The organism is Bifidobacterium sp. UTCIF-39 (genome assembly GCF_006408715.1).
Lineage (GTDB): Bacteria > Actinomycetota > Actinomycetes > Actinomycetales > Bifidobacteriaceae > Galliscardovia > Galliscardovia tissieri.
This window is the reverse complement of the sequence record NZ_JEOG01000016.1, coordinates 16,305-28,915: the sequence shown is the minus strand read 5'-3', so window position 1 is coordinate 28,915 and position 12,611 is coordinate 16,305. Positions and strand designations below refer to the sequence as shown.

Sequence of the window (12,611 nt, the reverse complement as noted above, 5' to 3'; positions counted from 1 at the left end):
GCGTTACTTCCTTTGTGGGGATAGGCACCGATCATATGGCACCGATCATATCCAACTGTCGAACCACATATGCGACAGCCAGAACGAATATGGAACGGGAATGGCCGTCCAGATCGGGTAGAAGAACAGTGATACGACGGCGATGATCACCAGAACGCCGCCCATCACCCACCAGAATGTGAACGCGTCGAACAGTTCGTGCAGCCAGTCGGCCACGTAGATGAATCCAAGAATGATCCACGGCAGGATCACGATGGCGTAGAACGTGAACGTGGTGCGATTCAGATACTGCGCCCACGGCAGCCATCCGCCAAGGAATCCGGCGAGCACGGCCCAGATCCGCCAGTCGCCGCCCTTGGCCACCACCGCCACGATCACGCCGAGCACCACGCACACCGTGCCGAGCCACCAGATGAGCGGATTGCCGAGCGAGGTGACCGCCGCCACGCAGGTTTCCTGCGGTCGCAGCGCGCAGAGTCCGGGATGGTCGGCGAGCTCCCGCCAGTAGAAGCTGGTGGGACGCTGCTGGATGGGCCAGGTGAGCGGGTTCGCCTTGTAGTCGTGCGGCGCGTCAAGCGTGGTGTGGAACTGCCACATCTGAACGTGGTACTGGACGAACGATCGCAGATCCTCCGGCAGCCATGTGATGCCCTTGCCGGGGTTCGTGCGAGCCCAGTCATGCATGTACGAATCAGGGTGGATGAACCAGCCGATCCATGTGGACAGATACGCGGCGATGTACACGGGAATCATGTAGAGCGCGGCGAGGATGCCGTCCTTCCACAATCCGGTGACGAACCATGCGCGGAAACCGTGCTGATGCCGCAGCCACGCATCCCAGAACACGCTGATCAGGCAGAAGACAGCGAAGAAGTAGGCGCCGGACCATTTGACTCCGGTGGCGAGACCGAGCAGAATCGCGGCGGCGAGACGCCACCAGGAGAATGCGATGACCGGTCCGGTGGAGTCGAGGACGAATCGGATGGGTGCCATGGCCTGCGTGGCGTCGGGATCGAAATCGGATTCGGCTGATGTGCCGGTGTTGGTGCTGGCATTTCCGTTGCCGCCGCGTCCTGATCCGTTGTCGTTCTGCATCCGCGTCCGCCAGGGGACGACGGGTATCCACTTGGCATGACGTTGGCGTGATTGCCGCCGGTAGGCTGCCGCGAGACGCTGATCCGCCCAGTCGCGGTGGGCGAGCAGACAGCAGAATGCGCCGAGCGCCAGCACCATGATGAAGTTGTCGAGCAGTCCGGTGCGGCTGAGCGTGATGCCCATGCCATCGATGGCCATGAGGAATCCGGCGATGAGCGCCATGGGCAGGGAACGAAAGATCCGCAGGACCACGCGGCAGAGGATCAGGATGGCGAGCGTGCCGACCGCCGCAGTGGATACGCGCCATGCGAACGGATTGCCCGCGCCGCCGAACAGCTGCAGTCCCAGAGCGATGCACCACTTGCCGAACGGCGGATGCACTACGTACTCGGCGACGGGCAGCCAGTCGGTGAGATTCCGACCGCTGGCGAAGAGCTCGTCGATCTTGATGCCGCCGATGGTGACGGGCCAGTCGCGTGGCTCACCCGTCTTGAGCATGGCCCACGCGTCCTTGACGTAGTAGGTTTCGTCGAAGACCACGGCCTGCGGTTGCCCGAGTCGGATGAATCGCAGCAGTCCACCGAACAATGCCATGAGGATGGGCCAGACCCAGCCGGCGATCCGCTCGGACGTGGTACGCGGGTCGATTACGCCGGCAAGCGTTCGCACACGCTCGGACATGCGCGGCGGTACCGCGTCACGTCGTATGTGTGCGCCATGACTTCCCCTGATGCGTCGTGTGCGAAGCTTCGAACCCATGATTCCAAGGGTAGCCCAGTGCCGTACTGGGCGTCGAACGGCGAACGGTGTTCGATGAAGGTTGCCGATGATCGGCGAATGACGGAATCGACAATGATATTCAAGGATATTCAGGCAAACAAAAACCGGCCCCCATGCGGGGACCGGTTCTATGTACAAGCTCCACAGTTGCGGAATCTCTACACAACATCATCGTCGTAGCGGTAAGTCTTAATAATCCGCCCAACTTCATTGACCATACGCGGCCTTTCAATTTGTGGGCTCCGCTGTTCTGTTTTGCTTGTACATCTATTATGCCCCATGGTTCCGCGTACACAAGCCAAAATCAGGAAAAAAGTCCGATTTTTTTGTGGTGGTCTGCGGGGGCTCCATTCGACCACAATGCCTGATGATCCTTGCGGCGGACCACGATCGGCTGGTTGGGTCGAATCATGACTATGACCAATGACATGACCAGCGTAAGACCTCCCGCAAATTTCAGTCCACCCGCACGCGAACCGTCGTCCGCGGTCGTGTATCCGGCCCCTCGCGTGGCCTATGAGGAATCGGGATCGGTGCCGCTGCCCGACGACGCACGGTATATTCCCATGCCGCAGCCCGAACGGTTCTACACCATGCCACACACTACGCCGCATACTGTGTCACAACGTGGTTCCGTTGCTTCGCCATCGTCGGCGAATCAACTCGTCGCACCCGACCAAGCCATGCAGGTACAGCAGTCGGCACCTCGTCCATATCAACAGGCTGCGCCGGCGTATCACATGCCGCAGCTGATGCAGCCGCAGTTGCAGTCCCAGTCTTACCAGCCGCAGTCCCAGCAACAATCACTGGCACAGGTACAACTCCAGCCCCAGCCTTACGCGCAGTCCCAGCCACAATCTCAGCCACAATCCCAATCCCCGCCCGCATCCACGTCGCAGGAACTCGTCCGGTCCGGTTCGCGCGCCCGTTCCCGTCATCGCGATCCCACCGTCAGACCCGGGCGCGGTGCACTGTCGTCGTTCGCCGCCGCCGGTGGTGGTGCGGGCAACGGCGTCATCATGTTTCTTTCCTCCAGCGGCGGTGTGGGATCAACCGTACTCACCGCACTCTGCGCATGGCACCTCACCATGCGCAATCGCACCTGCGCACTGGTCGACGCCGACTTCACCGCCGGCGGCATGGACGTCACGCTCGGCATCGAAACGGAACCGGGCATGCGGTGGAGCTCCGTCAGCGCCCCGCTGGGGAGGATCGAACCGCGCTCGCTGATGCATGAACTGCCCGAATGGGAGGAGACCGTCGTGCTCGCCGCAGACCCCTGGAACGACGGCGCGCCGGACTGGTGGGAGGTGGATGCCGCCATGCGGGCGCTGTCGGAGGCGTGCGAACTCGTGCTGGTTGATGGCGGCCACGCGGATTCGGAGCATACGCTACGCATGCAAGCCCGCGTGCGCGTGGTGGTGGTCGAACTTAGCGTGCTGGGGTTGGCCCGCGCTCGCGGACTGCTGATGCGGTTGAAGGAAAGCCAGGGTGGCGGCGGGCGACATGGTGGTGGCCGCCACGGCGGGGGTGGGGGCGGAGGCGCGCGCGGCGGCTCAGCAGGCGCCCGGGCCCGGTCCGGTGGCCGTCATGGCGGTCCCGGCGGAATCGTCAGCCTTGCCAGCACCACCACGCTGCTCGTCGGGATCAAACCAGCCGCTGCACCACGGTCCGGAGTGGTGACCCTCGATGAGGCCGAAGGATATCTCGGCTCACCACTGGTCGCCATCTTCACGCATGACCGGTCGATCAGCCGATCGGTGCTGTCCGGCACCGGCATTCCCGCGGTTCCCCGACGGTATCGGCGGTCGTTGAATACGCTCTGCGATCGGTTGGAGATGGAGTGCCGCAATGAATGACGAATACGGGAACAGCGAATACGGGAACGACATGTCCTCCATGTCCGCCTACGCGGTCACGTCCTCCGGCGAGCGCCTGATGTTCGGCCCGTTGGGTGAGCTCGCCGAGGAGGAGGGTGTCACTGATGTGGCGGTGACCTGCGACGGTCGTGTGTGGGCGGATTGCGGTGCGGGTATGGAGGAGCGTGTGCTGTCGGTGGGGTTTCGTTCCCCTCGCATCGTACGGGAGTATGCGGTTCAGCTGTGCGCGCAGTTGGGGCATCGGCTTGATGATTCGCATCCGATCGCGGACGCGGCCACGGTGGATGGCGTCCGTATTCATGCGGTGATCGAGCCGTTGGTGGCGCAGGGGGCCGCGTTGTCGATCCGTTTCCCCGATCGTACGTTGGCGTGTCTGGATTCGTTGGCCCAGTCCGGTTTGTTTCCTATGCAGTGGCTGCCGTTGCTGCAGGCGTTGGTGGCCGGTCGGGCCACGGTGTTGATCTCCGGTGGCACGGGTACGGGCAAGACCACGCTGCTCAAGGCGTTGCTGGCCGAGTGCGATGAGCGTGAACGCATCGTGAGCGTGGAGGAGATTCGTGAGCTTGGCGGGCTGCGTCACGGCAACCATGTGTCGCTGGTGGCGCGTGAGGCGAATGTGGAGGGGCAGGGGGCGATCGGGCTGCCTGATCTGGTGAAGGCGACGTTGCGTATGCGTCCGGATCGTGTGGTGCTGGGGGAGTGCCGTGGCGAGGAGATCGCCGATCTGCTGCGGGCGTTGAATTCCGGACATCATGGCGGCATGGCCACGGTGCATGCGGATGGGGTGAGTCGTGTGCCGGCTCGACTGTCCACGTTGGGATTGCTGGCGGGGCTGAGTCCTGTGGCGTTGGCGATGCTTGCCGAAGGGGCGTTCGACGTGGTGATTCATCTGGAACGTGAGCATGGCGTGCGCAGAATCGCGCAGATCGGCTGTCTGCGGGCGGCGGATGACGGCAGCCTAGTCGGACGCCCGATCTGCGAGTGGGACGGCAGGGATCCGCCGATCTGTCATCGGCCGCTGTGGGACGAGTTCGTTGCACGATGGCAGGTGCCCGGTGCACGGTCGGAACCCATCCTGTCGCGTTCCGGGCGATCGAACCGTGGGCGTTCGGAACCCGTACGGTCGGGGCGTGCACGACTGGCCCCCGCATTGCCTCCCCGCAGGGAGGGGTGATCATCATGATGCCCGTGATCGCCGGCGTGATGATCGGCGTTGTGACATGGATGGCATGCGCTGCGGGAGCGGATCGGGCGGAACGGCTCTCCGGGCTGAGTCCGTCGCCGGCGCGTCCGTCGTCCCGCATCGGCATCGTGGCCGTACTGTCGTCGATCACGGCGTTTGTGCGCAACGGCGGAACGGTGGTGGAGTCGTTCGAGGAACTGGCCGGACGATCGTATCCGTCGCCGACGATCACCGTGGATCGTGCGATGGAGGTGTTCGACGCCAAACGCGGCGATGATGAGACATCGGATCGTGCGTGGCAGGTGGCGGTGGATGTGACCATGGCGTGCCGCGTAAGCGAACTGTTGGGATGCGAGACCGCGCGATGCCTGTCCGCGGTGTCGGCCGCATACCGTCGCGAATGCCTGATGGAGGCGGCGCGATCACAGGCGTTGGCCATGCCGGAATCCACGATGAAACTGCTTGCCGTGCTGCCGGTCGTTACGGTGGTGCTGGGTGAAATCATGGGTGCGAGTCCGCTCACGTTCCTGTTCGGATCGCCCTACGGGTGGGCGTGCCTGCTCGGCGGGCTGACGTGTTACGGAATCGGATTGCTGTGGATCGACGCGTTGGCCGAACCGTTGCGCGGACATGGCGCCGCTTCCCGGAAGGACGTGCGAGGAACCGTGCGAAAACCCGCGCGGGAACGGGACCTGTCATGACGGCGGAACTCTGGGCGTTCGCCGCGTCCGTCGTCGTGACGGTGACCGCATACGTGTGCGTGGCAAGCGTACGATGGTCGCCGCTTGTCGGCGAGGGCGGGAATGAACGACGTTCACGGCCGGCGACCGCGTTGGTGCTGGAGATGATCGCCGTGGCCGTACGCCAGGGTGCGTCGATTCCGCGGGCGTTGGATGTGATCGGCGGTGTGTGCGCGGGCGGCGGAGGCGGTGGTCGTGAGCGTGACGATGACGGGTCGGACGCGCATGATCTGGGCAGTGAGATGATTCTGGTGGCGCGGGCGCTGAATCGTGGTGCGGACTGGGATAACGCGTGGGGCGTGGCCGATCCGGATGGTCCTGATGCTGCCGCGCTCGCGGTGATCCGTTCGGCGTTGGAGCCGTCGTGGAAGCATGGCATCTCGCCGCTGCTGCGCATCGAGACGACGATCGAGCAGATCGATCGTGATGAGCGGCGTCGGATCGAGGAGGCGGCGGCGAAGATGTCGGTCAGGGTGCTGGTGCCCATGGGATTGTGCTTTCTGCCGGCCTTCATCCTGATCGGCGTGGTGCCGTCCATCGTCTCCTTCGCCACGGGCTAGGCGGTCATGGGTTGGATGTTGTGGGTCCGGATGCCGTTACGGGCTAGGCTGCCGATCCGGCAGGGGGGTGCATTCGACCACATCGGACGAAAACCGTGGACTGACCGTAACCGATCACGCAGACTGGGAACAGCTCCGGAGCTACCTGAATCAATCAGCCAATCAATCATGTCCACCTATCAACGGAAAGGAATCATTATGGACACGATGTCGGATGTCTCGCCGCCGGTCGCGACGGGCATCGCCAACTGCATGAAAACCATGGCCCAACGCGTGAATGAGCAGATCTGTCTGCTTGACGCGCGTGGCCGACTTCGTACCGTCACCGAACAGCCCGAATCCGGTCTGGCCACCGCCGAATACGCGGTGGTGATGATCGCCGCCACCGGTTTCGCCGGACTGCTCGTCGTGATTCTCAAATCAGGCACCGTGGAAGGCCTGCTGAACGGCCTGGTCGAACGGGCGCTGAGCGTCGGCGGCTGATCGGAGCATCATGGCGAACACGAGGAGACGTCGCTGCACGTCACGCAGACATGGACGAATACGAGACCTGATGGACGGTTTACGGCATGCGCTGATACGTGACGATCGGGGAACGGTCACCGCGGAGTTCGCCGTGGTTCTCCCAACGGTGATGGCGGTGGCATTGCTGCTGCTGTCATCGGCCCGGGCGGTGATGGTATCGATGAACTGTCAGGAGGCCGCCCGGGTGGTCGCCAGAGAGATGGTGATCGCTTCAGACGGGGATGCGAACCCGTCCGATGTGGTCGCCCGCATAGCAGGACCCCGCGCAACGGTGCGTATTACCGAGCAGCGGGATCAGATCACCGTGATCGCACGATGTCCGGTGGGCCCCGGTCCGCTCGGTGTGCTGCCGGTGGCGGTGGAGGGCGAGGCGGTGGGGCTGCGATATGGGTGAACGCGCGATGGGAATGGGAACGGAACGGGATAATCGTGAATGGGCGTCGCGGGGAACGTGGACTTCCGGTGGAACGCGAACGATACGGGGAACGCGGACGACGTGGGAACCCGAGTGGATGTCCCGTGACGATGAAGGATCGGGAACGATGATGGGTGTCGGACTGGTACTGATGGTCGGTGTGCTACTGACGGCGGTGTTGGCGCTCGGCAACGTACTGCATTGCAAGGCCGTGGCCGGTACGGCCGCCGATTCCGCCGCGTTGGCCGGTGCGACGTCGTTGTATGAATCCGTTGGAACCCCGTGCGCGGTGGCGAAACAGCTGGCGAAGGCGAATGCGGCGGTTCTGGACCGGTGCGAGATCGCCGGCGAGGATGTGACCGTGACGGTTCGGGTGAAGTCCCGTGTTCCGTTCGTCGGTGACATTCGCGCCGCGTCCCGCGCCGGTCCCAGGGATTGCGTCGCTGCGGATCCCTAGTCGAGGAGCCGGGAGCCGGTTCGTTGCCGGTTGCGCAAAGCTGGCTGCCGTTTACCCGGAGTCAGTTGTTGGAACCGCTGGCGTCGGCTCAGGCGTTCTTCTTGGCGTTGACGAACCAGTAGGCCAACGCCGCAAAGATCGCGCCACCCACGATGTTGCCCAGCGTGGCCGCGGACAGGTTGTACAGAATGCCCTGCACGCTCACCGCGTCCGCACCGGCCGCCTGTGCGCCGAATCCGAACATCTTGGATACCAGACCGATCGGAAGGAAGAACATGTTGGCCACACAGTGCTCAAAGCCCATGGCGACGAAGCCGGCGATCGGCAGCAGGATGCCGAGCACCTTGTCACCCACGGAGCGTGCGGAGAAGCCGATGCGCACGGCCAGGCACACGAGGATGTTGCACAGGATGCCGCGGAAGAACAGCGTGAACCAGTCGGGGGTGATCTTTGATGCGGCGGTCGCCACGGCGGTGTCACCCACCGCGCCATCGTTGAGCCCCATCGTTCCGGCGAGCGCGATCAGCGTGACGAGCACCAGCGCGCCGGCGAGATTGCCGAACCAGACGATCACCCAGTTCTTCAGCATGGCCGGCCAGGAGATCTTGTGTGCGGCCAGGTCGGATGCCATCAGCGAGTTGCCGGTGAACAGTTCGGCGCCGCAGCAGAGCACGAGCACCAGGCCCATGCAGAAGGCGAGACCGCCGACGAAGCGTTTCGGTCCCCAGGTCATGGCGGGGTCGCTGGTGACGATGAGGAAGAACAGCGCGCCGAAGCCGATGAACGCGCCGGCGAACATGGCGGAGACGAACGCCTTGCCGCCGGTGAGCTGGGTTTTGGCCACGCCTGCCTTTTCCACGGCCTCTTCGGTTTCGGCGGGGGTGAGGGCGTTCACGTTGACGATCGGTGTGAGGATGGAAGGTTGGGTGTTGCCGGCGTTCGTTGCCGGATTGCCGTTGTTCGGCATGAGGGTTCCCTTCTCTAGGAATCATGTGAATGCGTCTGCCGTGTCGTCGCCGACTCCGGCCGGGCGTCGTTTGCCGCTCACCATATTCGCCCAAAGCGTTGACGGGCCGCGACGTTGTTCCCATTATTTGCAACGAGTCGGAGAGCCGTATCGGCGGACGTGCCAACGATCGCGGGCCTGGATTCATCTTCGAGCCGCGCGCGACGATGGCGAATCCGCCGCCATCGTGCAGTTCGCATAGTATGGTGACGGCGTTTTCGGTTGTTGGTTTTGGCGATTTGGGATTGGATGTGGATTATGGCTTTGGCATTGTATCGGCGGTATAGGCCCGACACCTTCGACGGCATTGTGGGTCAGGACCAGGTCACCATCCCCCTCTCCCGTGCCCTTGACGAAGGCAAGCTCACCCATGCGTACCTGTTCTCCGGCCCGCGCGGTTGCGGCAAGACCAGCTCCGCGCGCATCCTCGCCCGTTGCGTGAACTGCGAGCAGGGCCCGACGTCGCATCCGTGTGGTGAATGCGAGTCGTGCCGTGATCTGGCGACCGGCGGCCCCGGTTCGATCGACGTGGTGGAGATCGACGCCGCCTCCCACAATGGTGTGGAGGACGCCCGAGAGCTGCGTGAACGCGCCGGCTTCGCTCCGGCCCGCGATCGGTACAAGATCTTCATCCTCGACGAGGCGCATATGGTCACGCCGCAGGGTTTCAACGCGTTGCTCAAGATTGTGGAGGAGCCCCCGGAGCACGTCCTGTTCATCTTCGCGACCACCGAGCCGGAGAAGGTGATCGGCACCATCCGCTCCCGCACCCATCATTACCCGTTCCGTCTGGTGCCGCCCGAGATCATGGGCCCGTACCTGGATGACATCTGCGGCAAGGAGCATATCAAGCCGGAGCCGGGCGTGCTCAAGCTCGCCATGCGTGCCGGCGGTGGTTCGATGCGTGACACGCTGTCCGTGCTTGATCAGCTTATGGTTGGCGCGGCCGACGGCGTGATCGCCTACGATTCCGCGGTCGCATTGCTTGGTTTCACCCCGGACACGTTGATTGCCGAGGCGATCGACGCGGTGATCGACCGCAATGGCGAGCAGTTGTATTCCGTGATCCAGAAGGTGATCGTGGGCGGGTTCGATCCCCGTCGATTCGTGGAGGATCTGCTTGCCCGTGTCCGTGATCTGCTGGTGCTGACGATCGCCGGCGACCGTGCCGAATCGGTGCTGAGTGATGATGCCGAGGCTGAGGACCATGATGATATGCGTCGTCAGGCGTCCGCGTTGGGTCTTGCGCGGCTGACGCAGATCGCCGACGTGATCAACGACACGTTGGGAACGATGAGTGGTTCCACATCGCCGCGTATGCGTTTGGAACTCTTGGCCGCCAAACTGCTGGTGCCGCCGACCACGATCGTGCCGAACGCCGTTGCAGGCGGTGCGGCTCCCGCTTCCGCGGCCGCTGGAACCGCACAGTCCACCGCAGCACCCGCCGGCAGCAATGCCGGAACCGGCGTTCGGGGCGGCGGCTTCGCGGGAGCCAAGCGCAATCAGCGTGCGGCAGCTCCCGCCGGTTCGACGTCTGCGACCCCCACTGCGGCGCCATCCGCTGCCATGCCTTCCGCATCGGCATCCGGCGAACCGCTTCCCACCGCTTCCGCACATGTTCCGTCCACGACGGCATCCGCTCCCGCATCCTCGCCTGTCGCCGATGCGGAAACGCACGCGGCCGATGCCCATACGCCCGACACGCGTACGCCCGATGAGAAGTGGGACGCTCTGCTGGCCGAACTGCCCGACGACGTCCGCAGGTACGTAACCCGCGATCGCGTGCCACGCATCACCCTCAGGCCGAATAAGACCGGCAGGATGTGCCTGTGGATCAAATTCGACAAGGCCATCAACAAGTACGCCTTCGCGCTCGCCGTCACATCGGAGAGTGTGAACGGGCGCAACAAGGTGGTCGATATTCTGCGTGAGGCGACGCATCGCATGTTCGGCGACGACGTTCAGCTTGCGCCCACCAAGAAGATGGCGGACGGCCAAATGGCGCCGCCGTTCAGCCAGCTGCCGCCGAGCGAGCAGCAGCAGGTGAAAGCCAAGCTGCTGCAGGCCAGTCTTGGAGGCACGATGGCGGGAGTCGGTGCTCAGCCGTCGTCCCGCGCGCATAACGATGCCGCTGACGGCCAGTCGGCCGTGCACGACGCCGATACCGACGTTCACCGAAGCGGCGCGCATGTCGCCGGTCCGGGTGCTGACGCCGAGCCGGATGGTTGGGGTGTGCCGTCGACGTCTGCGGACGTCGGCCATACATCGGTCGATACGGTTGGTGGAGTAACGGACAGTGCCGTGAACGGTGCTGTCGTGGACGAATCAGTGTCGAACGGTGTTGCGTCGAACGGTGCGGCACCGAATAGTGCCGCGGCAAACGACGGCGCATGGGGTGATGATCCGTGGGCGTCCCCGGCTCCCGCCGCATCCGATTCGTCGGTGGACGATGATCCGTGGGCCGCGCCGGCCGGTGGACAGGCGAATGGCGGATATCAGGATCTGTCGCAGCAGCCGCATAAACCGCTGACCGAACACCACACCAAGCATGTGGCGGTGCCGGACCTGTCCGACGGTGAGGATCCGTGGGGGCCCGCGGCTCAGCCGGCCCAGACCGTACCGTCGGGCACTGCACAGTCGGTCACCGCGCAATCGTCTCCGTCGGCCCAGTCGGTTGTATCGGCCCAGCCAACACAGTCAACGCAACCGATGCAGTCAGCACAGCCGTCGCAGCCAACGCAGTCAAGCCCTGCGTCGCAGCCGTCGTCGCAGACCGAACGCCACTTCAATCCGAATGCGCGTTTCGATCAACAGGCCGCGGGAGGATTCGGAGTCCAATCGCAGACCCAGTCCGTCGGCACGCCGTTCGGAGGCGCACCATCTGGCAGTATGCAGCCCAATGGCGTGTCCGGTCCGGTCCCGAATACGCAGCCGGTGCCGCAGGTCGATCCGGACGAGGACGAATACTCCATGTCCGACGAGTCGCTCACCGTGCACAATGCGATGAATCTCGATGATCTCAAACGGTTCTTCGACGTCAAGAGCGTGGAGACGCTTGCTCCCGACGATCCGAACAATCCGCGCAACATCGTGGCCAAGCGCAAGGCGGCATCCGACGAGGAGTGACGACGAGACGCAGGGACACCAGATACCGACACCAGACACCGTGGCGAACCAGACACAGTGACGACAACGACACAGCGACAACAAGGAGCGGATGATGGCATTGGCGTATGACGGGGCGATCCAGAATCTGATCGACGCGTTCTCGAGACTGCCCGGCATCGGACCGAAGGGCGCGCAGCGCATCGCCTTCTACATACTGGGCGCTGACGAGCAGGAGGCGCGCGAGCTCGCCGACGCCATCACCGAGGTGAAGGCCCGGGTGCGGTTCTGCGAGATCTGCGGCAACGTCTGCGAGACCAGTCCCTGTCCGATCTGCGAGGACCCGCGCCGCGACCGCAGCATCATCTGCGTGGTGCAGGAGCCCAAGGACGTGATGAGCATCGAGCGCACACGCGAATTCCGCGGCCTCTACCACGTGCTCGGCGGCGCGATCAACCCCATGGCCAACGTGGGACCCGCCGACCTGAGGATTCCCCAGCTGCTGCAGCGACTCGGCACCGGCGAGGTGCACGAGGTGATCATGGCGCTCAACCCGAACATCGAGGGCGAGGCCACCACCACGTACATCTCCCGTCTGCTCGGACCGCTCGAGGTCAAGGTGACGCGTCTGGCCAGCGGTCTGCCCGTCGGCAGCGATCTCGAATACGCCGACGAGATCACTCTGGGCCGTGCCCTCGCCGGCCGCCGTGAGGCCTGACTGCCCGCAACCCAACCGCGTCGGATACGGCTTGCAAAACGTCGCCGACACCGTCCGCGATCGTCCGTAGAACGATTGACGACTATCGGATGTCCAAATGTTGGCGACGGTATGATTTCGGAACATTCAAGTCCTTATAATCTTGCC

The 12,611-nt window shown here is 63.9% G+C and carries 11 protein-coding genes; 9 read left to right on the top strand and 2 right to left on the bottom strand.

Features of this window, described 5'->3' with window-relative positions; translation table 11 throughout:
- Positions 1-45: 45 nt before the first annotated feature.
- The gene (locus EP30_RS07480) at positions 46-1,689 is read right to left on the bottom strand and encodes a dolichyl-phosphate-mannose--protein mannosyltransferase (protein ID WP_258185424.1); all 1,644 of its coding nucleotides are present in this window, start codon (positions 1,687-1,689) and stop codon (positions 46-48) included.
- A gap of 926 nt (positions 1,690-2,615) precedes the next feature.
- Between EP30_RS07480 and EP30_RS07475 the strand changes: the two genes are divergently transcribed.
- The 7 genes from EP30_RS07475 to EP30_RS07445 all read left to right on the top strand — a co-directional run bounded on the left by EP30_RS07475 (position 2,616) and on the right by EP30_RS07445 (position 7,635).
- Positions 2,616-3,734, top strand: a complete 1,119-nt coding sequence (locus EP30_RS07475) for a hypothetical protein (protein ID WP_181160841.1) — start codon at positions 2,616-2,618, stop codon at positions 3,732-3,734.
- A 40-nt stretch (positions 3,735-3,774) separates the two neighbouring features.
- The gene (locus tag EP30_RS07470) at positions 3,775-4,929 is read left to right on the top strand and encodes a CpaF family protein (RefSeq protein WP_375137745.1); all 1,155 of its coding nucleotides are present in this window, start codon (positions 3,775-3,777) and stop codon (positions 4,927-4,929) included.
- Between the two features lie 5 nt (positions 4,930-4,934).
- Positions 4,935-5,639 (top strand): type II secretion system F family protein, encoded by a 705-nt coding sequence (locus tag EP30_RS07465; RefSeq protein WP_140557466.1) that lies wholly within the window; start codon positions 4,935-4,937, stop codon positions 5,637-5,639.
- Positions 5,636-6,238 carry a pilus assembly protein gene (locus tag EP30_RS07460; RefSeq protein ID WP_140557464.1) on the top strand — a complete coding sequence of 201 codons (603 nt, stop codon included), beginning with the start codon at positions 5,636-5,638 and terminating at the stop codon, positions 6,236-6,238. The genes EP30_RS07465 and EP30_RS07460 overlap by 4 nt, the downstream gene beginning before the upstream one ends.
- A 198-nt stretch (positions 6,239-6,436) precedes the next feature.
- Positions 6,437-6,721: a DUF4244 domain-containing protein gene (locus EP30_RS07455; RefSeq protein WP_140557447.1), complete on the top strand. Its 285-nt coding sequence runs from the start codon at positions 6,437-6,439 to the stop codon at positions 6,719-6,721.
- Between the two features lie 70 nt (positions 6,722-6,791).
- Positions 6,792-7,157 (top strand): TadE family type IV pilus minor pilin, encoded by a 366-nt coding sequence (locus EP30_RS07450; RefSeq protein WP_140557445.1) that lies wholly within the window; start codon positions 6,792-6,794, stop codon positions 7,155-7,157.
- A complete protein-coding gene (locus EP30_RS07445) occupies positions 7,150-7,635 on the top strand; it encodes an Rv3654c family TadE-like protein (RefSeq protein WP_140557443.1) in 486 nt (161 codons plus the stop codon). Before EP30_RS07450 ends, EP30_RS07445 begins: the two co-directional genes overlap by 8 nt.
- A gap of 88 nt (positions 7,636-7,723) precedes the next feature.
- On the opposite strand, the gene EP30_RS07440 is transcribed toward EP30_RS07445, so the two are convergent.
- Positions 7,724-8,602 (bottom strand): formate/nitrite transporter family protein, encoded by an 879-nt coding sequence (locus tag EP30_RS07440; RefSeq protein ID WP_140557440.1) that lies wholly within the window; start codon positions 8,600-8,602, stop codon positions 7,724-7,726.
- A 297-nt stretch (positions 8,603-8,899) separates the two neighbouring features.
- On the opposite strand from EP30_RS07440, the gene EP30_RS07435 reads away from it, so the two are divergent.
- Positions 8,900-11,767, top strand: coding sequence for a DNA polymerase III subunit gamma and tau (locus tag EP30_RS07435; protein ID WP_140557438.1), 2,868 nt, complete (start codon positions 8,900-8,902; stop codon positions 11,765-11,767).
- A gap of 94 nt (positions 11,768-11,861) precedes the next feature.
- On the top strand, positions 11,862-12,464 hold the full coding sequence (gene recR, locus EP30_RS07430) for a recombination mediator RecR (RefSeq protein WP_140557498.1): 603 nt from the start codon (positions 11,862-11,864) through the stop codon (positions 12,462-12,464).
- Positions 12,465-12,611 lie beyond the last annotated feature (147 nt).

Bases quoted from the DNA above. Each gene is read 5' to 3' on its own strand.
- EP30_RS07445 (WP_140557443.1), top strand. From the start codon at position 7,150: ATGGGTGAACGCGCGATGGGAATGGGAACGGAACGGGATAATCGTGAA.
- EP30_RS07435 (WP_140557438.1), top strand. From the start codon at position 8,900: ATGGCTTTGGCATTGTATCGGCGGTATAGGCCCGACACCTTCGACGGC.
- EP30_RS07465 (WP_140557466.1), top strand. From the start codon at position 4,935: ATGATGCCCGTGATCGCCGGCGTGATGATCGGCGTTGTGACATGGATG.
- recR (WP_140557498.1), top strand. From the start codon at position 11,862: ATGGCATTGGCGTATGACGGGGCGATCCAGAATCTGATCGACGCGTTC.
- EP30_RS07450 (WP_140557445.1), top strand. From the start codon at position 6,792: ATGGACGGTTTACGGCATGCGCTGATACGTGACGATCGGGGAACGGTC.
- EP30_RS07460 (WP_140557464.1), top strand. From the start codon at position 5,636: ATGACGGCGGAACTCTGGGCGTTCGCCGCGTCCGTCGTCGTGACGGTG.
- EP30_RS07440 (WP_140557440.1), bottom strand. From the start codon at position 8,602: ATGCCGAACAACGGCAATCCGGCAACGAACGCCGGCAACACCCAACCT.
- EP30_RS07470 (WP_375137745.1), top strand. From the start codon at position 3,775: ATGTCCGCCTACGCGGTCACGTCCTCCGGCGAGCGCCTGATGTTCGGC.
- EP30_RS07455 (WP_140557447.1), top strand. From the start codon at position 6,437: ATGGACACGATGTCGGATGTCTCGCCGCCGGTCGCGACGGGCATCGCC.
- EP30_RS07480 (WP_258185424.1), bottom strand. From the start codon at position 1,689: ATGGCATTGTTCGGTGGACTGCTGCGATTCATCCGACTCGGGCAACCG.
- EP30_RS07475 (WP_181160841.1), top strand. From the start codon at position 2,616: ATGCCGCAGCTGATGCAGCCGCAGTTGCAGTCCCAGTCTTACCAGCCG.